We start from the raw sequence: 20,574 nt of genomic DNA, 5'->3' as shown, positions 1-20,574 counted from the left end.
CCCGAACCCTACGCGCGGCAGACGGCGACGAAGTCGAGCGCGCGCGCCAGCAGCGCGTCGTCGCCCTCGCGCAGCGCGAAGTCGCGCGCCGAGATCGCCGGTGTGAAGCGGTCGTAGAACGCTCTCGTGAAGCCGAGCCGTCTGTGGATCGCGTCCCAGCCGAGCCGTCTGATCGCGAACTCGTGGACGGCCAGCTTGCGGGCGTGGAAGAGGCCGTGCAGCTCGACCTGCGGGAAGTGCGCCGCGCACAGCGCGCGGAACTCCTCGACGCGGTACTCCTTCACGTGCCACGGGTTCTCGGACTTCTCGGCGCCCGCGGGCGCGAGCGTCAGCAGGTTCGGGGTGGAGACGTAGGCGACGCCGCCCGGCGACAGCATCGACTTGAAGTGCTCGAGGATCTCGCCCGGGTTCTGCACGTGCTCGATCGTCTGCAGGAAGACGACCGCGTCGCACGGCTCGGAGAAGCGCTCGACGAGATCGCGCTCGAAGCGGAGGTTCGGCCGTCTGTAGCGCAGCCGCGCGTGCTCGTGCGCCTCCGGGTTGGCGTCGACGCCGACGACCGAGCGGGCGCCGCGTGACAGCACCTCGCTGCCGTAGCCCTCGCCGCAGGCCATGTCGACCACCCGCTGCCCGATCGTGCGCGCCGCGATCCACTCGTAGACGACGAGGTGCCGGCGGTACCAGTAGTTCTCCTCCGGCACGTCGGGCAGGGTGCGCTCGCCGGTCAGCTCCAGCGGCGGGACGCCCTTGGGCTGGTTCGACTGAACGTATGCGGTCTCCATGAGGATCGACAGCGTAGACTCCCGCGGCCTATGGAGGCTCCAAGCACCGCCGAGGACATCCGCCTCGTCAACGAGAAGTACCACGACGTCGCCGCCGACAGCTACGACGCCAAGTGGGGCATCGACTTCGGCGAGCCGGGCCAGCAGCAGGTGCTGATGAAGCTGCGCAAGGTGCTCGGCCGGCGCCTCGACGAGGGCTTCGGCGACGCGCTGGAGATCGGCTCCGGAACCGGCTACTTCTCGCTCTGCATGCTGCAGGCGGGCGTGATCGAGCGGGCGACCTGCACCGACATCTCGCCGGGGATGGTGGAGACGCTGCGCGGCAACGCGCAGCGGCTGGGGCTCGACGTCGAGACCGCCGTCACCGGCGCCGAGGACCTCCCGTTCGAGGACGCCTCCTTCGACCTCGTGATGGGCCACGCCGTCCTCCACCACCTGCCCGACCTCGAGCGCGCCTTCGGCGAGTTCTTCCGCGTGCTGCGCCCCGGCGGGACGGTCGTCTTCGCCGGCGAGCCGTCGCGCTACGGCGACCGTCTCGCGCAGATCCCCAAGCGCGGCGCAGGCTTCGCCGCCCCGGCGTGGCGGTGGCTGATGAGAGCCCGCCCGGCCGGCGCCGCCGGCAACGGCCACGGCGGCTCGCAGGGCCACCACGAGGACCACGCGCTCGAGCAGTTCGTCGACATCCACGCCTTCGCGCCCGGCGACCTCGCCGACGTCGCCCGCAGGGCCGGCTTCGCCGACGTGAACGTCCGCGGCGAGGAGCTGACGGCCAACTGGTTCGGCTGGACCAACCGCGTGCTGGAGGCGACCGCCGAGCCCGAGGACGTGCCGTGGCGCTGGCGGCAGTATGCCTACCGCGGCTACCTCGCCTTCCAGAAGCTCGACGACAAGCTGCTCGAAGGTCGCCTGCCGGCCGCGATCTTCTACAACCTGCTGATCGCGGCCCACAAGCCGGGCGCCTGAGCGGGAGCACCGGCCCCCTGGCCGGCGCCCTTCCCGCGCTCAGCGTCTGCCGAACGAGCCGCTCCAGCGCACCACGCCGCGGGCGGCCTTGCCGCCATCGGACGGTCTCAGCACGGCGGTGGCGCCGCCGGCGCCGGCGAGCGCTCTCACCGAGATCCGCCCGAGCGGGATCCGCACGCGCACCGTGCCGGCCTTCGACACGGTCGTTCTGACGACGCGGCTGCGCCGTCTGCCCTTCACCGTCAGGTAGGTCGACAGCCGGCCCGGCGCGCTCGCGCGCACGACGACCGTCGCCACGCGGCCTCTGCGACCGGAGCGCGCGATGGTGACCGTCGCTGCGCTGGGCGTCGCGTCAGGCGGCTCGACCACCGGCGGCTCGACCACCGGCGGGTCGACGACCGCCGGCTGCCGCAGCCGCAGGTAGAAGGTGTCGCTCTCCCCGGCCGCGTCCGTGGTCGCGACCCAGAGCAACGTGTCCGTCGGAAGCTGCGGAAGCGCGACGGCCCACGTCGTCTCGTCGACGCGCGTCGCGGTCGGCGCGGTCGCACCCGGGACCTCGTGTCGGTATCCGCTCAGGAACGACCTGAGCACGCGGTTCGAGCGCAGCGTGACGGTGCCCGGCGTCGCGACGACCGCCGTCGGCACCTCCGACTCGGGGAGGATGCACGTGGCCGCCACGGCGACCGGCCCGCGCTCGGGAGGAGGTGGCGGAAGGACGTAGTCCCTGCATTCCGGCGCGCGCCACAGTTCGATCGCGCTTGCGCCCTCCGAAGCGAGCGTCAGCGTCGGCGGCAGCGGGGGCGTCAACGCCCCCGCCGGCGCGGCGGCCGCCGCGAGCGCGGCCACGGCGAGCACCGCCGCCGTCACGAGCGCTGTCCGCATCCGGCGGGCGCTCCCATGCGTCACCGTCATCCGTCTCCCCTGTCGAGCGATCTCTGTCAGCGCCTGACGGTAGCGCTGCGAGCGGCCGCGCGCCAGCGGTCGTCGCCCGATCGCCACCGCAGCGCCCCCTCGGCCGCGCTACGGTACGGCGGATGCGGACCACTCGACAGGGTCAATCCGCACGCCGCCGAGGGGACCAGGCGAACGGGGCCGCGTGGAGCTGCTGCTGACGCTCGACCGCGCCGGCGACGACGGCCGCGGACCGCTTCCGCTCCACGTGCAGCTCGAGGAGCAGCTGCGCGACGGCATCCGCGGCGGCCAGCTGGCGCCCGGGACGCGGCTGCCGGCGACGCGCGAGCTCGCGCGGCAGCTGAGCGTCTCGCGCGGAGTCGTCGTCGAGGCGTACGCGCAGCTGACGGCCGAGGGCTACCTGACGACACGCCGCGGCGCCGGCACGATCGTCGCGGCGGTCGCCGCCCGGCCCGAGCCGCCGGTGCCGCCGTCGCGCGTCCCGCGCAGCGCGCCCGAGGACTTCCACCCCGGCATGCCCGACCTCGCCGGCTTCCCGCGCGCCGCCTGGATCCGGTCGCTGCGGACGGTCGCGCGCGACGCGCCCGACGCCGCCTACGGCTATGTCGACCCGGTCGGCGCGCCGGAGCTGCGAGCGACGCTGGCGCGCTACCTCGGCCGCGCCCGCGGCGTCGGCGCGCCGCCGGAGCGGCTCGTCGTCACGACCGGTCTGACGCAGGGGGTCGCGCTGGTGGCGCGCGCGCTGGCGCGGCGCGGCGCGCGGCGGGTCGTCGTCGAGGATCCCGGCTTCATGGTCCACCGCGGCGTGCTCGCCCACTGCGGACTGGAGCCGGTGCCGGTCGCCGTCGACGCGGAGGGGCTGCGAACCGAGCTGCTCGACGGCCTCTCGGCCGACGCCGCGCTCGTCACGCCGGCCCACCAGTCGCCGCTCGGCGGCGTGCTCGGACCGCGGCGGCGGGCCGAGCTGCTCGAGTGGGCCCGCCGCGAGCGGGCGATCGTGATCGAGGACGACTACGACGCCGAGTACCGCTACGACCGCGGGCCGGTCGGCGCGCTGCAGGGGCTCGCGCCCGAGCTGGTCGCCTACGCCGGCTGCGCCAGCAAGGTGCTCGCGCCGGGGCTGCGGCTCGGATGGCTGGCGGTGCCGGCGGAGCTGCTCGACGGCGTCCGCGCCGAGAAGGCGCTCGACGACCTCGGCACGCCGGTGTTCGACCAGCTGGCGCTCGCCGACTTCGTCGAGCGCGGCGAGCTCGACCGCCACCTGCGCCGCATGCGCCCGCGCTACCGCGCCCGTCGCGACGCGCTCGTCGCCGCGCTCGCCGAGCATCTGCCGACGTGGCGGATCGGCGGCGTCGCGGCCGGCCTCCACACCGTCGCGCTGCTGCCCAAGGAGGTCGACGAGCGGTCGCTGCTGGCGCGCGCCGAACGCAGCGGCATGCGCCTCCACGGCCTGTCGTGGTTCCGCGTCGCCCCGGGCCCGCCGGGCGTCGTGCTCGGCTACGGCGGTCTGAGCGAGGCGGCGATCGCGCGGCTCGTCCCGCAGCTCGGCGCCGTCTACGCGGAGGAGCTGGCCGCCGCGGCGCGGTAGCGCTCGAGCGCCGCTGCACCGGCGCCGGCGGCGAGCCGGGTCGCGACGAGCCACGAAGCGAGCGGTCGCAACCACAGGATGCGTCGCTGCTGCTACGTTCCCGCATGCCGGGCGCGGTTCACGGATGGACCGATCGGCCCGGGGGAACGGCGACCGCAGTCGCGACGGAGTGGCATGGGAGACGCACCGCAGCGCGGCGGGGGACGCCGGCGCACCGACCGAGAGCCGCGATCGCACGCGGAGGAGCCTGCGCGTCCGCGCGCGGCCGGCGGGCGCCCGCCGAGCGCGTCTCCCGCGCGTGGCACCGACCGCGGCGGCCGCCAGCGCGCCAGCGCCGTCCATCTGCGCCGGCGCGCCGCGCTCGCGGCCGTGCTGCTCGCGCTCGTCACGCTCGTCGTCCTGCTGTTCAGCTGCGGCGGCGAGTCGGAGCGGTTGAAGAGCGCCCGCGCCTGGGTCGCGGCGTGGGAGCGCGGCGACGCGCGCGCGATGCACCGCCTGCTCGACCCGAGATCGAGCAGAGCGGTCTCGGTCGCCGACCTGCGCGCCGCGCTCGCCCGCGCCGGCGCGACGGCGACGGCGGACGGGCCGGTCCACGCGCTCGCCGTCAGCGAGACCGACGACGGCGCGGAGGCGACGCTGCGCGTCCCGACGCGCGCGTTCGGGACGGTGCGCGCGAAGACGGCGATCGAGGTCGGCGACGACGGCGTCGTCTGGAGCCCTCACCTCGCCTTCCCCGGCCTGCGCCCCGGGGAGCGGCTCGCGGCGAGAACCGAGCTGCCGCCGCGCGCGTCGCTGCTGGCGGCCGACGGCGCGGTGCTCGCCGCCGGGCCCGAGCGGGCGCCGGACGCGGCGGTCGCCGAGGTCGCGGCCGAGACGGTCGGGATGGTCGCGGCGGTCGCTGCCGCCGACTCCGACGCCGGCGGCGCGATCGACGCCGAGCGCTCCGCGGCGCTGCGCGCCGAGGGCGTGCCGCCCGGTGCCCAGGTCGGCGTCAACGGCCTCGAGCGCGCGCTCGACGACCGCCTGCGCGGCACGCCGGGCGGGCGCCTGACCGCCGGCGGCCGGCTGCTGGCGGCGCAGGCGCCGAGACCGGCGCCGCCGGTCCGCACGACGATCGACCCCGGCGTCGTGCGCGCCGCGATCGCCGCGATGGCCGACCGGCCCGGCGGCGCGGTCGCCGTCGACCCGCGCGACGGGGCCGTGCTCGGCTGGGCCGGGACCCCGTTCTCCGGCCTCGGCCCGCCCGGCTCGACCTTCAAGATCGTCACGCTCGTCGCCGCGCTGGAGGCCGGCATCACGAGCGAGCGCGCGGTCTACCCCCACGAGCAGCAGGCGCTGCTCGACGGCGCGCCGCTGCAGAACGCCGATCGCGAGCTGTGCGGCGGGACGCTGTACGAGACCTTCGCCCACTCCTGCAACTCGGTCTTCGCGCCGTTCGGGGCGCAGCTGGGGATGGCCCGCCTCGCCGCGACGGCCGCCCGCTTCGGCTTCGGCAGAGCACCCGACCTGCCCGGCGCCGCGACCTCGACGGTCGGGACCGTGAGCGGCGACGAGGACGCGCTCGCGCTCGGGTCGACGGCGATCGGCCAGGGCAAGGTGTCGGCCTCCGCGCTCCAGATCGCGGTGGTCACCGCGGCGATCGCGCGCGACGGCCGGCGCCCGCGCCTGACCGTCGACGCGGTCGCCGCCGCGCAGGCGCGCAGAAGGGGCGCGAGACCGCCGCAGCGGGCGACGAGCGCGGCGGTCGCCGCCGACGTGCAGGCGGCGATGCGCGCCGTCGTGCGCGACGGGACCGGGACCGCGGCGGCGATCGACGGGACCGAGGTCGCCGGCAAGACCGGCACGGCCGAGCTGGGCGTCACGCAGCGCTGCCCGGTCGAGCCCGAGCCGGGCGCCGAGCCGTGCGTGGAGGAGGACGACCCGACCGACACCGACGCCTGGTTCACCGGCTACGCGCCCGCCGGCGACGGGGAGCGCCCGCGCGCCGTCGTCACGGTCGTGCTGACGCGCGCCGGCACCGGCGGCGGGACGGCCGCGCCGGTCGCCCGCGAGCTGCTGCTCGCCGCGCTGGCGCGCGATGAGGTGGCGGCGAGCGGGGACAGCTGAGCGCGCCGGGGCGCGCCCTGCCCGCCGCGCGCGCTCGACCGCCCGCGACCGCGCGCGGCGCGGGACTAGACTCCTGCTGATGCCGACCCGCCTCGTCCGCGAGTTCCCGCTCTTCCCGCTCGGCATCGTCGCGCTCCCCGGCGAGATCGTCCCGCTGCACATCTTCGAGGAGCGCTACAAGGCGATGATCGAGCGCTGCCTGCGGTCGGGCGGCGAGTTCGGGATCGTCTGGCTCTCCGACGACGGGCTGCGGCCGGTCGGCTGCGCCTGCGAGGTCACCGAGGTGCTGGAGCGGATGGAGGACGGCCGCCTCAACCTGCTGGCGAGAGGGACGCGGCCGTTCCGGATCGTCGAGCGCGAGGAGCGGCTGCCGTGGCCGGCCGGCACGGTCGAGTTCCTCGAGGACCGCGACGAGGCGGCCGACGCGCAGGCGCTCGAGACGGCGCGCGAGACCTACGCGCTGCTCGTCGAGCAGGCGACCGAGAGACGGCCCGACGCCGGCGAGCTGGGCGAGATGGGCGCCTACGCGATGGCGGCGACCGTCGACTTCGGCCACGACGCCAAGCAGGGCCTGCTCGACCTGCGCTCCGAGAACGCCCGCCTGCGGCTCGTGACGCGGCTGTTCCGCGCCGCCAGCAAGCGGCTCGAGCTGGTCTCGCGCGCGCAGGCGCGGGCGAGATCGAACGGCAAGGTCCGCTTCACCTGACCGGCGCCGCCTCGACGGCGCGGACGACCGCGTCGCCGACCTCGGCCGTCGACGCCGTGCCGCCGAGGTCGCGGGTGCGCGGGCCCTGCCGGCAGACCGCGGCGATCGCCGCCCTCAGCGCCGCGGCCGCCTCCGGCTCGCCGAGCTGCTCGAGCATCAGCTGGGCGCTCCAGAGGCATCCGATCGGGTTGGCGACGCCGCGGCCGGCGATGTCGGGCGCCGAGCCGTGGACCGGCTCGAACAGCGGCGGCGCGTCGGAGCCGGGCGCGAGGCTGGCGCTCGCCGCGACCCCCATCCCGCCCTGCAGCGCGGCGGCGAGGTCGGTCAGCACGTCGCCGAAGAGGTTGGAGGCGACGACGACGTCGAGGCTGCCGGGATCGCGCACCATCCGCGCGGCGAGGGCGTCGACGAGCACCGAGTCGACCTCGACCCCGGGATGGTCGGCGGCGACCTCCGCGACGACCTCGTCCCACAGCACGTAGCCGTACCGCGAGGCGTTCGACTTGGTCGCGCTGGTGAGGCGGCCGCGCCGCTCCTCCGCCCGCTCGAAGGCGAAGCGGACGACGCGCTCGACGGCCGGGCGGGTGAAGACGCTGACCTCGATCCCGGTCTCGCCGGCCAGCCCGGCGTGGACGCGCCCGCCGACGCCGGCGTACTCGCCCTCGGTGTTCTCGCGCACGAACAGCATGTCGACCTCGCCCGGCGCGCGGCCGGCGAGCGGCCCCGGCACGCCCGGCAGCAGCTGCGCCGGGCGCACGTTGGCCCACAGGTCGAGCCCCTGGCGCAGCGCCAGCAGCAGCTCCCACAGCGAGATGTGGTCGGGGACCGACGGGTCGCCGACCGCGCCGAGCAGGATCGCGTCGTGGCCGCGCAGCGTCGCCAGCGCATCGGCCGGCATCATCCGCCCGGTGCGGTGGTAGTGGTCCGAGCCCCACGGCAGCTCGGTCCATGCGATCTCGACGCCGGTCGCCTCGACGGCGCGGCGCGCCTGCGCGACCACCTCCGGCCCGACGCCGTCTCCTGCGATCACGGCGACGCGATGGGCGCTCACAGCTGCACCTGCCCGTACTTGACCACGGTGTACGCCTCGATTCCCTCGACGCCGTTCTCGGCGCCGATCCCCGATTGCTTGACGCCGCTGAGCGGCGCCTCGACGGTGCTCGTCAGGCAGGTGTTGATCCCGACGACACCGGCCTCCAGCCCTTCGAGCGCCAGCTGCGCGGTGCGCAGGTCGCGCGTGAAGGCGTAGTGGGCGAGGCCGTACGGCGTCGCGTTGGCCAGCCGCAGCCCCTCCTCCAGTCCGTCGAAGCCCAGCAGCGGCGCGATCGGCGCGAACGGCTCCTCGACCATCAGCGCGCTCGCCGGGTCGACCCCGGTCAGCACCGTCGGCTCGTAGAACCAGCCGCGCTCGCGGCCCGGCGGGCGGCGGCCGCCGCAGAGCAGCTCGGCGCCGCGGCCGACGGCGTCGGCGACCAACCGCTCGGTCGCCTCGAGCCGGCGGGCGCTGGCGAGCGGGCCGACCTCGGTCGCGGGATCGAAGCCGTCGCCGACCGTCAGCGCCGCGGCCCGCTCGGCGAAGCGGCGGGCGAACGGCTCGGCGATCGCCCGCTCGACGTAGAAGCGGCTCGGCGCGAGGCAGACCTGGCCGGCGTTGCGGAACTTCGCCGTGACGCAGCGCTCGACGGCGGCGTCGAGATCGGCGTCGGCGAAGACCAGCACGGCGGCGTGGCCGCCCAGCTCGAGCGTCGGCACCTGCAGGTGCTCGGCGCACTGGGCCATCAGCGTCCTGCCGACCGGCACCGAGCCGGTCAGCGAGACCTTGCGGATCGTCGGGGAGGCGAGTAGGCGGCCGCTGATCTCGGCCGGCACCCCGCAGACGACGCTCAGGAGGCCGAGCGGCAGCCCCGCCTCCTCGCAGGCCTCGGCGAGGTGGAAGGCGGCGCCGGGCGTCTCCTCGGAGGGCTTGAGGATCACCGGGCAGCCGGCGGCCAGCGCCGCGGCGACCTTGCGGGCCGGCGTCACGGCGGGGAAGTTCCACGGCGTGAAGGCCGCGACCGGGCCGACCGGCTCGCGCAGCACGGTCAACCGCGCGTCGCCGCGGTGGCCGGGCACGGTGCGGCCGTAGAGGCGGCGGGCCTCGTCGGCGTACCAGTCGAAGGTCTCGACCGCGTAGCCGACCTCGGCCCGCGCCTCCGCCAGCGGCTTGCCCTGCTCGCGCACGATCGTCGCGGCGACCTCCTCGGCCCGCCGCGCGAGCGCCGCGCCGGCCGCCCGGACGAGCGCGCTGCGCGTCCAGGCGTCGGTGCGCGCCCACGTCGAGCGGGCCGCCTCGGCCGCCGCCAGCGCGCGGTCGAGGTCGGCGGCGGTCGCGACCGGCACGGTCGCGACCGTCTCGCCGGTCGCCGGGTTCTCGACCTCGATCCGCTCGCGCGGGCCGGCCTCCTCCCAGGCGCCGGCGACGAACAGCGGCCAGTCGCGGGCCGACGCGGTCACGGCGCTCAACGGACGACCAGATGGCGGTCGAGCCCCGGGGTCAGCAGCTCGGCGCCGGTCTCGGTGATGACGATGCTCTCGGAGAAGCCGACCCCCATCTCGCCCGGGTAGCAGGGGTTGATCGGCAGGTGGAAGGTCTGCCCGGGGCGCAGCACTCTCTCGTCGCCCTCGGCGAGGTAGACCGACTGCTCGCACCAGGTCGGCTGGACGGCCATCCCCATCGCGTAGCCGTAGCCGCCGTGGAAGTGGACCCCGGGGACCTTGTGCCACAGCGCCTTGGCCGCCATCGCGACGTCGTGGCCGGTGCGGCCCGGCCGCGCCCCGGCGATCAGCGTCTCGAGCACCTCGATGCTGACCTCGGCGAGCTGCTGCTGGCGGGCGGTCGGCTCGCCGATCACCGTCGTGCGCATCGACGGCGCGTTGTAGCGCCAATGGGTGCCGCTGTACTCCATGTAGACGAGGTCGCCCCGCTCGACGACGTGCCGGCGGTAGGGCAGGTGCGGCATCAGGCCGGTCCGCCAGCCGGTGATCAGCATCGGGTCGATCGACATCAGCTCGCTGCCGGCCGTGACCGCGCCCTGGTAGGCGGCGGCCGCGATCTCGTTCTCGTTGACGCCCTCGCGGGTCGCCGCGATCGACGCCTGCAGCGCCGCCCACGTGTAGGTGCCGGCGATCCGCATGTACTCCAGCTCGGCCTCGCTCTTGATCAGCCGCAGCTCGAGCACGACGCGGGTCGCGTCGACGATCTCCGCCTCCGGCAGCAGCGCCCGCAGCCTCAGGTAGGAGCCGGCGTCGTAGGCGCCGTTGGCGAAGTTCTCGTCGTTGGAGAGCTCGATCCCGATCCGGCCGCGCGCGAAGCCGAGGTCGCTCAGCACGCCGGCGAGGTCGCTGGCCGTGTTCTCGGCCCGCGTCCAGTCGAAGATGCGGATGTCGTCGACGATGCCGTGGTAGAGCGCGACCGGCGACTCCAGCTCCGCGCAGTTGAAGACCGGATCGCCGCTGGCCGGGATCACCGTGACGGCGTACGACGGCGGCATGTGCGAGTCGTAGCCGGTGACGTAGTTGGTGCTCGCGTTGTTGTGGAGCACGAGCACGTCGAGGCCGCGCTCGGCCATCGACGCCTGGACGGCGGCGATCCGGCGGCGGTACTCCTCCTCCGGGAAGGCCAGCTCGCGTCTCACGCCCTGGCGCTTCAGCGTCTCGTAGAGCGGGATCTCGGGACTGTCGACGGTCGTCATGGGTTCCTTTCCTGCTGCGTGTTGTCGCGGACGGCCGCTTCAGTCTTCGAGCGGGACCGCGCCGGCGAGGTCGACGGAGACCGAGACGGTCTCCCCGAGCGCGGCGACCGGGGTCGAGGCGATCTCGCGCGCCGCGAGCGTCTGCTCCCCGACCGCCACGCGGTGCATCCAGTAGAAGCCGTGGTAGGTGCTGGCGACCAGCCGGCCGCGGATCGCGGCGGCGCCGTCGCGCGCGGTCAGCCTCACCTCCTCCGGGCGGACCATCACGCGCAGCTCGGGCGCGCTGCCGGTGCGGGCCGGACAGTCGCCCAGCTCGACGCCCTGCCAGACCAGCCGGCCGGCCGCGACCGAGCAGTCGAGCACGTTGGCGTCGCCGACGAAGCCGGCCGCGAAGCTGTCGGCCGGCCGCCGGTAGAGCTCGGCCGGCGTCGCCAGCTGGCGGATGCGACCGCCGTGCATCAGCGCGATCCGGGAGGACATCGCCATCGCCTCCTCCTGGTCGTGCGTGACGTAGACGAAGGTCGTGCCGACCTCGCGCTGGATCCGCTTCAGCTGCTCCTGGAGGTCGCCGCGGACGGCGCGGTCGAGCGCCGCCAGCGGCTCGTCGAGCAGCAGCACCTCGGGATCGTTGGCGAGCGCGCGGGCGAGCGCGACGCGCTGCGCCTGGCCGCCGCTGATCTGGTCGGGGTAGCGGTCGCCAAGGTGGCCGAGCTGGACGAGGTCGAGCATCTCGGCGACCCGCCGCGCGATCTCGGCCTTGCCGCGCTTGCGCAGCGCCAGCCCGAAGCCGACGTTCTCGTTCACCGTCAGGTGCGGGAAGAGTGCGTAGCGCTGGAAGACCATGTTCAGCGGCCGCTTGTTCGGCGGCAGGTCGGTGATGTCGGCGCCGTCGAGGTGGACGCGGCCGGCGTCAGGCTGCTCGAGCCCGCTGACGATCCGCAGCAGCGTCGTCTTGCCGCAGCCGCTCGGCCCCAGGAACGAGAGGAACTCGCCGCGCTCGACGTCGAGGTCGACGCCGTCGAGCACGGTCGCTCCCCCGAACGCCTTGCGCACGCCGCTGACGCGGACGAGCGGCGGGCTGGACGCATCAGGCATGGGCGTACTCCTCGGCTTGGGTCGGGTCGGGGTCGGCGCCGGGCCGCTCCGGCGCGGCGGGTCCGCGCCGTCTCGTGCGCAGCAGCAGCGCGCCGAGCAGCGCGCTCAGCAGCATCACCAGCAGCAGCAGGGTCGCGATCGCGTTGATCGACGGGTCGATGCTGCGGCGCAGCCGGCTCCACACCAGCACGGGCAGCGTGTTGTCGTCGCCGACGACGAACAGCGTCACGACGAACTCGTCGACGGAGAAGGCGAAGGCGATCAGCACCGCCCCGGCGATCGCGCGCCAGGTCAGCGGCAGCGTCACCTTCCACAGCGTCTTCCAGACGCCGGCGCCGAGGTCCCGCGCCGCCTCCTCGACGGAGAAGTCGAAGCGGCTGAAGCGGGCCTGCAGCACCGCCCACGCCAGCGGCACGGTCAGCAGCACGTGGGCGAGGTAGACGGTCAGCAGCGACGGCGTCGCGCCGATCTCGCCGAAGGTCAGCAGCAGCGAGAAGCCGATGAAGACCGGCGGCACGGCGATCGGGGCGAGCCCGACCGCGCCGACCAGTCCGGCGCGCCGGATCAGGCCGCGCGCGGTCGCGAAGGCGCCGAGCAGCGCGATCGCGGTCGCCGTCAGCGCCGAGCCGGCCGCGACCCGCAGCGTCGCCCACAGCGCGTCGCGGAAGGTGGCGTCGTTGACGACGAGGTCGAACCATCTCAGCGACGGCCCCTCGAACGGCAGGCCGGTGCGGTTGGCGTCCTGGAAGGCGAACAGCACGACGATCGCCACCGGCAGCAGGAGGAAGGCGAGCGCGGCGACGATCACGCCGCGCTGCAGCCACGTCGACGCGCGCCTCATCGCCGGCCTCCTTCGCGCGGGAGCAGCCGCAGGACGCGCATCGCCGCCCACACCAGCGTGACGACGAAGGCGAGCAGCAGCAGCGTCATGAAGCCGAAGGCGGCGCCCATCGGCGTGTCGCCGGTCGCGAGGAACTGGTTGGCGACCAGCGCGCCGACCATCTGCGTCCCCGGCCCGCCGACCAGCGGCGGGATCACGTAGTCGGCCGCCGCCAGCAGGAAGACGAGCGAGAAGGCGAGCAGCAGCGAGCGGCCGATCAGCGGCAGCACGACCAGCCGGTAGGTCCGCACCGTCCCGGCGCCGAGGTCGCGCGCCGCGTCGAGCTCGTCGTCCCGGACGTTCTCCAGGCCGGCGAGGATCAGCAGCGTCGCGTACGGCGCGTAGATGCTGCCGAGGGTGAGGATGACGGCACCGGGCGAGAACAGCAGTCTCAGCGGCCCGTCGATCGCCCCGACCTGCTCCAGCGCCGAGTTGAAGACGCCGTTGTCGGAGAGCAGCGTCCGCCAGGCGTAGATGCGCACGAGGTAGCCGCCGAGCACCGACAGCATCACCGCGCCGACGATGAAGCCGGCCAGCCGCGGCCGCTCGAAGCGGACGTAGCGGGCGATCGCGAAGCCGACGAGGAGCGAGGCGATCGCCGTCCCGGCGCCGTAGACGACCGAGGTCCGCAGCGCCGTCCAGAAGGCGTCGCGCTCCAACACCTGGCGGTAGTTGTCGAGCGTCAGCGTCGTCTCGATCCCGAAGATCGAGCCGACGCGGAACGAGTACCACAGCCCGATCCCCAGCGGGACGACGAGCAGCAGGGCGAAGACGGCGCCGAGCGGCGCCAGCAGCGTCGCCCCGAGGAGACGGGCGCGCATCGTGCGGGTCACGCCGCCTTCACGTCCTCCCACGTCGCGACCCAGTCCTCGTGCGTCGCGACGTCGCCGTCCCCTCTCAGCGGCGCGTCGAGGGCGAAGACGAGCTTCGTTCTGAACAGCTCGTCGAGCCGGTCGTAGTCGAACGCTCTCGCCGCCGGCCCTCTGACCAGCGGCGCCGCGTCGAGCCGCACGATCCCGGAGGCGAGGTCGTTGCCGCAGTAGGCCTGCATCTCCTTGGAGATCATCTGGTCGATGAAGGCGACCGCCGTGCCCTTGCTCTCGGCGCCGACCTGGACGAAGAAGGAGTCGACGAAGCCGACCGTCCCCTCCTGCGGGTAGGCGGTCTTGACGACGGCCCCCTTCGCCCCCGCGAAGCTCTCGACGGCGTTCCAGCCCTGGAAGGAGGCCCACACGTCGCCGGCGGCGAGCAGGTCGGCGATGTCGCCGTAGCCGGCCGCGACCGTGCGCGCGTTGGCCTTCACCGCCAGCAGGAACTCCTTCACCTCGGCGAGCTGGTCGACGGTCATCCTGCTCGGATCTCTGATGCCGACGGCCAGCGCGCCGGTCTGGACGGTCGAGACCGGGTCGTCGATCATCGCGATGCGGTTCTTGAAGCGCGGCTCGGTCAGCTCTCTCCAGCTGGTCAGCTCGCCGGTCTTGCTCGGCAGGTAGTTGCAGCCGAGCCCGCCCCAGACGAACGGCATCGTCGTCAGCGTCCCGTCGTCGTCGGCGACGAGGTCCTTGAAGAACGGGATCATCGCGTCGAGGTTGGAGAACCACTCGGGCTGGAGCGGGTAGGCGAGCCCGAGCTCGCGGTACTGGTCGAGCTGCGCGAGCCCGAGCTGCGCGGCGTCGGTCCGTCTGCCGGCCGGCGTGCGCAATCTCGTCGTGACGTCGTCCTGGTTGTTGATGAACGTCGTCTTCAGGTCGACGCCGCTTCTGCGCAGCCACGGCTTGATCGGGTCGCCGCCCTCGTAGCCGGCGTAGGTCATCAGCCGCAGGGTGCCCTCCACCTGTCCGAGCTCGTCGAGCGCGACGCCGGCGCTCGAGGCGGTGGTGCCCGCGCCGCCGCCGCTGCTGCCGCAGGCGGCGAGCAGCGGGGCGAGCGAGACGGCCGCGCCTGCCGCGGCCGCCCGCCGCAGGAAGACGGCGCGGGTGACGCCTTGGGCGAGGCTGGTGCTATCGCTGAACCGGGCCACGGGACTACCTCCTGATGCTCGTGAACGCTGTGCCGTCCAGTGACCCGACGGGTACGCCGACGTGACCGTCCGAACCCCGGGCCGCGATCGCGGCGGCGTCCAGCTGGTACACGTCGAGCGCGACCCGCAGACTCACCTTCCCCTCCTCCAGATCCCGCACGACGGCGGCGCGCTCCCGTCGCGCCGGATCGCCGTAGCCCCCTCCCCCGCCGGTCGTCGTGACGAGCCGGTCGCCCGGCAGCATCGTCAGCCGCCGCTTGGTCAGCTCCTCGCGGCTGCCGTCGGCCCGCTCGACCTCGAGCCGGGCCGCGGTGCCGGCGCGGCCGCCGTTGACGCCGAACGGCGCGAACTGGTCGCGGGTCTGCTCGCTGTAGAAGACGCCGTCGGCCTCGTCGAGGAACTCGTAGACGCGGCGCAGCGCCAGCCCGCCGCGGAACTGCCCCGGCCCGCCCGAGTCGGGGACCAGCTCGGTCCGCACGATCCGCACCGGGTACTGCAGCTCGCAGATCTCCGCCGGCAGCATCTGCACGTTGCCGAGGTAGACGTCGACGGCGTCGAGCCCGTCGCCGCCGGCGTGGCCGCCCATCCCGCCGCCGAGGTCGTCCTGGATCACGACCTCGTTGCCGGCGCGCGGATGGCGGCAGGCCGCCGCGAGGCTGGAGAAGCCGACGAAGGCGCCGGCGGTCGCGTGCTCGGGGTAGAGGTCGCCGAAGGCGCGCACGAGCGTGTCGGCGAGCCGCTGCACGCCGAGATGGCGGAGGCTGACCGCCGCCGGGAAGCGCGGGTTGACCATCGACCCCTCCGGCAGCACGATGTCGACGGCCCGCATCGCGCCGCCGTTCTGCGGCCCGTCGGGGTCGAAGATCGCCTTGACCGCGAAGATGATCGAGGCGCGGGCGGCCGTCGCGGAGACGTTGAGGCCGCCGCGCATCTGCGGGTCGGTGCCGGTCAGGTCGACGGCGACGCGGTCGCCGCGGACCTCGACGGCGACGGCGATCCGCACCGGGTCCGAGCCGAGGCCGTCGTCGTCGAGCCAGCCCTCGGCGGTCGCGACGCCGTCTCTGCGGGCGGCGATCGCCGCGCGGATCCGCCGCTCGGACTGGTCGAGCACCGCGTCCATCGCCGCCGTCAGCTTCCCGGTCCCGTAGCGCGCGATCGCCTCCCCGAGGCGGCGCTGGCCGAGCTTCGCGGCCGCCAGCTGGGCGCGCAGGTCGCCGGCGGTCGAGGCGGGGTCGCGGATGTTGTTGCCGATCAGCGTCAGGACGGCGTCGTTGAGCGTGCCGTCGTCGCTGAAGCGGATCGGCGGGATCCGCAGCCCCTCCTCGAAGATCGAGCTGTTGGCGTACCCCTCCGAGCCGGGGTTGGTGCCGCCGACGTCGCTGTGGTGGGCGATGTTGCCGCACCACGCGACCAGCCTGCCGTCGTGGAGCACCGGCACGAACACCTGGATGTCGGGGGTGTGGGTGCCGCCCCGGTAGGGGTCGTTCGTCATGTACGCGTCGCCGTCGCGCAGCGGCGCGTCGCCGATCGCGGCGATCACGTGCGGCAGCGTCGAGGCCATCGTGCCGAGGAAGGCCGGGATCAGGTCGTCCTGGGCGACGGTCTCCCCGTCCGCCGTGAAGACGGCGCACGAGTAGTCGAGCATCTCGCGGATGATCGGCGAGTGGGAGCTGCGCCGGAGCGCCTCCGACATCTCCTGCGCGGTCGCCTGCAGCGAGCTGGCGATGACCGCGACGGTGACCGGATCCATGGTCATCTCTCCTCCGAGACCGTGACGACGAGGCTGCCCGACGGGTGGACGACGGCGTGGCAGCCGACGGGGATCAGCGTGGTCGAGTCGAGCTGCTCGATCACGGCCGGGCCGTCGACCCGCTGCTCGGCGGCGAGCCGCTCCCGCTGGTAGATCGCCGCCTCGACCGGACCGCTCGCGGCGTCGAAGGTGACGCGGCGGCGGTCGTACGGCGCGCCCGGCTCGCGCGGCAGCGCCTGCTCGATCAGCGGCGCGGCGCGCACGCCGATCGCCACCAGCCGCGCCGCGACCAGCTCGGTCTGCTCCTTGGGCGCCGCGTGGCCGAAGGTCCGCTCGTGCAGCTCGTGGAAGCGGGCGACCACCTCCGCCTGCGACTCGCCGGCCGCGGTCGGGACGCGCAGCGTGTACTCCTGGCCGAGGTAGCGCAGGTCGAGGAGGCGCTCGAAGCGGCGGTCCTCGGCCGCGACGCCGTCCTCGGCGAGCGCCAGCGCCGCCTCCCCCTCCAGCGCGGCGAAGGCGTCCTCGATCGCGTCGTCGGAGAGCGTGCCGGTCAGGCCGAGCAGCGGCGTGACGCGGTCGTGGCGGAGATGGGCGGCGAGCAGCCCGAGCGCGCTCAGCAGGCCGGGATGGGGCGGGATCACCGCGCCGGCCATCCCCAGCGAGCGCATCACGCTGACGGCGTGGAGCGGCCCGGCGCCGCCGCCGGCGACCAGCACGAAGTCGCGCAGGTCGTCGCCGTGGCGGGCGGCGGCGCGGCGGATCGCGCCGGCCATGTTCTGCTCGAGCAGCGCCAGCACGCCGAGCGCCGCCGCGTCGGTGTCGATCCCGAGCTTGCCGGCCAGCGCCGCCAGCGCCTCGCGCGCCCGCTCGACGTCGAGCTCGAGCCCGCCGTCGACGAGGCCGCGCGGCGAGAGCCGCCCGAGCAGCAGGTGGGCGTCGGTGACGGTCGGCTCCGTCCCCGAGCGGCCGTAGCAGGCCGGCCCGGGGTCGGCGCCGGCGCTCTGCGGCCCGACGTTGAGCGCGCCGCCGAGGTCGACCCAGGCGATGCTGCCGCCGCCGGCGCCGATCGCCTCGACCTCGATGTGCGGCAGCTTGCACGGGACGCCGTTCGGCAGCTCCATCTCGATCCCGGTGCGGGGCCGGCCGCCGGTGACGACCCCGACGTCGGCGCTGGTCCCGCCGACGTCGAAGGTGATGCAGTCGTCGAAGCCGCACTCGGCGGCGGCGCGGGCGCCGCCCATCACGCCGGCCGCCGGGCCCGACAGGATCAGCCGGTGGACGTGCTCGCCGACCGACCGCTCGGCCGTCCCGATGCCGCCGTTGCTCTGCATCACGTAGAGGCGCGTCCCGGGCGCGTGCTCGGCGAGCCGCTCCTCGAGGCCGCGGATGTAGGCGTCGATCCGCGGCGCCAGCGCGGCGTTGACGGCCGCGGTCGCGAAGCGCGGGTACTCGCGCGGCTCCTGGCTGATGCGCGAGGAGCGCCCGACGTAGAGGCCGGGGGCGATCGCCTCGACGATCTCCTGGATCCGCTCCTCGTGCTCGGCGTTGGCGAAGGAGAACATGCAGCCGATCGCGATCGCCTCGACCTGCTCGTCGAGCAGCCGCCGCGCGACCGCCTCGACCTCGTCGCGGTCGAGCGGCGCGATCACCTCGCCGGTCGCGGAGATCCGCTCGGAGACCTCGGCCCGCAGCCGCCGCGCGACCATCGGGGCGCGCGGGCTCTGGTGGAGGTCGTAGAGCTTCGGCCGCATCTGCGTGCCGATCTCCAGCACGTCGCGGAAGCCCTCGGTGGTGATGAAGCCGATCCGGGCGAAGTCGCCGGTGATGACGGCGTTGGTCGCGATCGTCGTGCCATGCGTGACGGACTCGACGCGGTGGGCGGCGCCGTCGCCGGCGTCGGCGGGGACGGCCAGCTCGCCGATGCCGTGCATGATCGCCTCGTGCGGCGCTCTGGGGCGCGACGGCACTTTGGCGACGACGATGTCGTTGGTCTCATAGTCGATCAGGACGCAGTCCGTGAAGGTGCCTCCCGTGTCGACTCCGATGCGGCGAAGAGCGGTCATGTGTTCCTCGTCTTGTGGACACGTCGAGTGTCGTGCCGCCGGTTCGCCCTTCCCAGCCTCCGCGCGTCAAACGAATCGCGGGCATCCCGACGAAACGTCAAGGGGTCGGAGGGGGCTCGCCGGCCGACGGCGACGCTCAGCGCGGCGGCGCCTCCGGCCTGCGCATCATGCGCCGCGCTCGGAGCGCGAGATGGAGCCCGAGCCGCGTGTCCTCGTCGTCGAGCGACTCCTCCAGCAGCGTCTCGATGCGGCTGATCCGGTGGTAGAGCGACTGCCGCTCCAGATGGAGGGCGCGGGCCGCGTCGGCCTTGCGCCCGCCGAAGGCGAGGTAGACCTCGAGCGTCGGCAGCAGCTGCGCGTTGCGACGCCGGTCGTACTCGATCAGCGTGGCGAGGCGGCGGTCGACGAAGGCGCGCAGGTCGGCGGCCTCGCGCAGCGACCACAGCAGCCGCTGGAGGTCGGGGCGGGTCGCGTCGTACCAGCCCTTGATCTCCGGGCGGGGCGACGCCGCCGCCTGCACGACCTCGCCGAGCGAGCTGATCACGCCGGTCCACGACGGCGCGGTGTCGCCGACGTAGAGGAGACCGGCCTCGCGGCTGCCGAACTGGCGCTCGAGCGCCGCCGCGAAGAGGGCGGTGAGGGCGTCGGCGCGGGCCTCGCGCTGCTTGGCGGTGGAGAGGCCGACGACGAGCGCGATCTGGCGGTCGCCGGCCATCAGGCCGCCGAGCACCGGGATCAGCTGCGACTCCAGCTCCTGGCGGACCTCCCGCCAGACCATCGTCCAGACGGTCGCGCGCGAGCCCTGCGGGACGAACCAGGCAGGTCCCCTTCCCGCCAGCACGCACGGGAGCAGGTAGGGGACGCGGCGCGGGAACCCCATCGCGTCGACCTGGCGCGCGATCTCGGCCTCGCCCAGCTCCTGCTCGAGCAGCCCCTGCAGCAGGTTGCCGCGCTCGCGCGCGACGAGCATCTCCTCCTGGCGCAGCTGCCGGCTCATCAGCGCGACCAGCCCGCCGGCGCGTTGCAGCGCCAGCTCGGAGACCTCGGCCAGCGGCGAGTCGACGGCGACGGTCACCAGCCGTCCGCGCTGCGCGTCGCGGCCGCTCGGCAGCGGCACCGCGATCGACGGCGGCGCGCCGGGCAGCTCGCGCCGGACGGCGTCCCAGGCGGCGAGCGCCTCGGCCGAGTCGCGGCGGTGGACGGCGTGGAAGAGCAGCTCGCCGTCCTCGCGCTCGAGCACGACCGGGTTGGCGACGATCGCGGCCAGCGCGCCGAGCACCTCGGGGATCCCGGCGCCGTCGAGCATCAGCCCGGTCAGCTGGCTGTGGATCGCCTCGGCGCGCGCGACGTGCAGCAGCTGCCGGTCGATCAGCTCGTGGTCGACCGCCTCGACGACCTCGACGAAGGGGACCTCGCGATGGAGCGCGATCAGCGGCAGGTCGTGCTCGGCGGCGGCGTCGACCAGCGCTCTCGGCGCGCTCTCGAAGGCGCTGCCGAGCTCGAGCACGACCGCCGCGACGCCGCGATCGGCCAGCTCGGCGACGAACCGCCGCATCGCGGCGTCGTCCCTCAGGCCCATCCCGGTCGTCAGCAGCAGCTCGCCGCCGCGCAGGAAGGAGGCGAGGTTCGGGACCTCGCCGGCATGGGCGCGGCGGATCGGCCGGTCCAGCCCGGCGGCGCCGGCTAGCAGCTCGGGCGCGCCGACGGCGAGCGCCTCCAGTCTCAGCGCCGCCGCGACCGACAGCGCGCCGGTCGCGCCGCCGTCGGCCGCTGCGGTCGTGTCGGCCTCGGCTCTGTCGGACACGATCATCATCGCCCGCCGAATCGGCTCAGGCGTCGACGCGGGCGATCCACTGCTGCCTGCACCTCGCACTTCGACTTGGACTCGGCCGATCTCTCTCCTCCGGCCGCGGCGTCACTATCGCAGCGGCGCGCGGGTGCGGTCAGCGTCGTGAACGTCAAAAGCTGGACGCGAGCT

General features: G+C 74.6%; 16 protein-coding genes. 4 read left to right on the top strand and 12 right to left on the bottom strand.

The window, feature by feature from the left end; genetic code table 11:
* Positions 1 to 8: 8 nt before the first annotated feature.
* Entirely contained in the window at positions 9 to 782 is a 774-nt protein-coding gene (locus BDZ31_RS19790) for a class I SAM-dependent methyltransferase (RefSeq protein ID WP_183344395.1), read from the bottom strand.
* A gap of 30 nt (positions 783 to 812) precedes the next feature.
* Here BDZ31_RS19790 and BDZ31_RS19785 point away from each other — a divergent pair, with 30 nt between their 5' ends.
* A complete protein-coding gene (locus BDZ31_RS19785) occupies positions 813 to 1,745 on the top strand; it encodes a class I SAM-dependent methyltransferase (protein WP_183344394.1) in 933 nt (310 codons plus the stop codon).
* Between the two features lie 39 nt (positions 1,746 to 1,784).
* Here the strand turns inward: BDZ31_RS19785 and BDZ31_RS19780 are convergent, their stop codons facing one another.
* A complete protein-coding gene (locus BDZ31_RS19780; protein WP_183344393.1) occupies positions 1,785 to 2,657 on the bottom strand; it encodes a hypothetical protein in 873 nt (290 codons plus the stop codon).
* A gap of 184 nt (positions 2,658 to 2,841) precedes the next feature.
* Here BDZ31_RS19780 and pdxR point away from each other — a divergent pair, with 184 nt between their 5' ends.
* The 3 genes from pdxR to BDZ31_RS19765 all read left to right on the top strand — a co-directional run bounded on the left by pdxR (position 2,842) and on the right by BDZ31_RS19765 (position 7,057).
* Positions 2,842 to 4,245, top strand: a complete 1,404-nt coding sequence (gene pdxR, locus BDZ31_RS19775; RefSeq protein WP_183344392.1) for a MocR-like pyridoxine biosynthesis transcription factor PdxR — start codon at positions 2,842 to 2,844, stop codon at positions 4,243 to 4,245.
* A gap of 369 nt (positions 4,246 to 4,614) precedes the next feature.
* Positions 4,615 to 6,351, top strand: coding sequence for a penicillin-binding transpeptidase domain-containing protein (locus BDZ31_RS19770; protein WP_183344391.1), 1,737 nt, complete (start codon positions 4,615 to 4,617; stop codon positions 6,349 to 6,351).
* A gap of 79 nt (positions 6,352 to 6,430) precedes the next feature.
* A complete protein-coding gene (locus tag BDZ31_RS19765; protein WP_183344390.1) occupies positions 6,431 to 7,057 on the top strand; it encodes an LON peptidase substrate-binding domain-containing protein in 627 nt (208 codons plus the stop codon).
* On the opposite strand, the gene BDZ31_RS19760 is transcribed toward BDZ31_RS19765, so the two are convergent.
* From BDZ31_RS19760 to BDZ31_RS19715, 10 genes are all read right to left on the bottom strand, one after another.
* Complete coding sequence (locus BDZ31_RS19760) at positions 7,050 to 8,108, bottom strand: isocitrate/isopropylmalate family dehydrogenase (protein ID WP_183344388.1); 1,059 nt, start codon at positions 8,106 to 8,108, stop codon at positions 7,050 to 7,052. The two genes, BDZ31_RS19765 and BDZ31_RS19760, sit on opposite strands and share 8 nt — an antisense overlap.
* Positions 8,105 to 9,550 (bottom strand): aldehyde dehydrogenase family protein, encoded by a 1,446-nt coding sequence (locus BDZ31_RS25160; protein WP_183344706.1) that lies wholly within the window; start codon positions 9,548 to 9,550, stop codon positions 8,105 to 8,107. The genes BDZ31_RS19760 and BDZ31_RS25160 overlap by 4 nt, the downstream gene beginning before the upstream one ends.
* A 5-nt stretch (positions 9,551 to 9,555) precedes the next feature.
* A complete protein-coding gene (locus BDZ31_RS19750; RefSeq protein ID WP_183344386.1) occupies positions 9,556 to 10,788 on the bottom strand; it encodes a M24 family metallopeptidase in 1,233 nt (410 codons plus the stop codon).
* A gap of 39 nt (positions 10,789 to 10,827) precedes the next feature.
* Complete coding sequence (locus BDZ31_RS19745) at positions 10,828 to 11,883, bottom strand: ABC transporter ATP-binding protein (protein WP_183344384.1); 1,056 nt, start codon at positions 11,881 to 11,883, stop codon at positions 10,828 to 10,830.
* Positions 11,876 to 12,724 carry an ABC transporter permease gene (locus BDZ31_RS19740; protein ID WP_183344383.1) on the bottom strand — a complete coding sequence of 283 codons (849 nt, stop codon included), beginning with the start codon at positions 12,722 to 12,724 and terminating at the stop codon, positions 11,876 to 11,878. The genes BDZ31_RS19745 and BDZ31_RS19740 overlap by 8 nt, the downstream gene beginning before the upstream one ends.
* Positions 12,721 to 13,617: an ABC transporter permease subunit gene (locus BDZ31_RS26105; RefSeq protein ID WP_183344381.1), complete on the bottom strand. Its 897-nt coding sequence runs from the start codon at positions 13,615 to 13,617 to the stop codon at positions 12,721 to 12,723. The genes BDZ31_RS19740 and BDZ31_RS26105 overlap by 4 nt, the downstream gene beginning before the upstream one ends.
* Positions 13,593 to 14,783 (bottom strand): extracellular solute-binding protein, encoded by a 1,191-nt coding sequence (locus BDZ31_RS19730; protein WP_183344379.1) that lies wholly within the window; start codon positions 14,781 to 14,783, stop codon positions 13,593 to 13,595. The genes BDZ31_RS26105 and BDZ31_RS19730 overlap by 25 nt, the downstream gene beginning before the upstream one ends.
* 4 nt (positions 14,784 to 14,787) lie before the next feature.
* The gene (locus tag BDZ31_RS19725) at positions 14,788 to 16,533 is read right to left on the bottom strand and encodes a hydantoinase B/oxoprolinase family protein (RefSeq protein ID WP_183344377.1); all 1,746 of its coding nucleotides are present in this window, start codon (positions 16,531 to 16,533) and stop codon (positions 14,788 to 14,790) included.
* 2 nt (positions 16,534 to 16,535) lie between these two features.
* Positions 16,536 to 18,596, bottom strand: a complete 2,061-nt coding sequence (locus BDZ31_RS19720; protein ID WP_183344375.1) for a hydantoinase/oxoprolinase family protein — start codon at positions 18,594 to 18,596, stop codon at positions 16,536 to 16,538.
* Positions 18,597 to 18,732: 136 nt separating this feature from the next.
* Entirely contained in the window at positions 18,733 to 20,400 is a 1,668-nt protein-coding gene (locus BDZ31_RS19715) for a PucR family transcriptional regulator ligand-binding domain-containing protein (RefSeq protein WP_183344373.1), read from the bottom strand.
* Between the last annotated feature and the right edge of the window lie 174 nt (positions 20,401 to 20,574).

This window comes from Conexibacter arvalis (genome assembly GCF_014199525.1).
In the GTDB taxonomy this organism is placed as follows: domain Bacteria; phylum Actinomycetota; class Thermoleophilia; order Solirubrobacterales; family Solirubrobacteraceae; genus Conexibacter; species Conexibacter arvalis.
Note: the sequence above shows the minus strand (reverse complement) of the source record. Positions and strands in the feature narration are given on the sequence as shown.

What these genes read in the sequence shown, in the direction of transcription:
- BDZ31_RS19790 (WP_183344395.1), bottom strand. Translation starts at nt 782, where the DNA reads ATGGAGACCGCATACGTTCAGTCGAACCAGCCCAAGGGCGTCCCGCCG.
- BDZ31_RS19785 (WP_183344394.1), top strand. Translation starts at nt 813, where the DNA reads ATGGAGGCTCCAAGCACCGCCGAGGACATCCGCCTCGTCAACGAGAAG.
- BDZ31_RS19780 (WP_183344393.1), bottom strand. Translation starts at nt 2,657, where the DNA reads ATGACGGTGACGCATGGGAGCGCCCGCCGGATGCGGACAGCGCTCGTG.
- BDZ31_RS19765 (WP_183344390.1), top strand. Translation starts at nt 6,431, where the DNA reads ATGCCGACCCGCCTCGTCCGCGAGTTCCCGCTCTTCCCGCTCGGCATC.
- BDZ31_RS19750 (WP_183344386.1), bottom strand. Translation starts at nt 10,788, where the DNA reads ATGACGACCGTCGACAGTCCCGAGATCCCGCTCTACGAGACGCTGAAG.
- BDZ31_RS19745 (WP_183344384.1), bottom strand. Translation starts at nt 11,883, where the DNA reads ATGCCTGATGCGTCCAGCCCGCCGCTCGTCCGCGTCAGCGGCGTGCGC.
- BDZ31_RS19740 (WP_183344383.1), bottom strand. Translation starts at nt 12,724, where the DNA reads ATGAGGCGCGCGTCGACGTGGCTGCAGCGCGGCGTGATCGTCGCCGCG.
- BDZ31_RS19725 (WP_183344377.1), bottom strand. Translation starts at nt 16,533, where the DNA reads ATGGATCCGGTCACCGTCGCGGTCATCGCCAGCTCGCTGCAGGCGACC.
- BDZ31_RS19720 (WP_183344375.1), bottom strand. Translation starts at nt 18,596, where the DNA reads ATGACCGCTCTTCGCCGCATCGGAGTCGACACGGGAGGCACCTTCACG.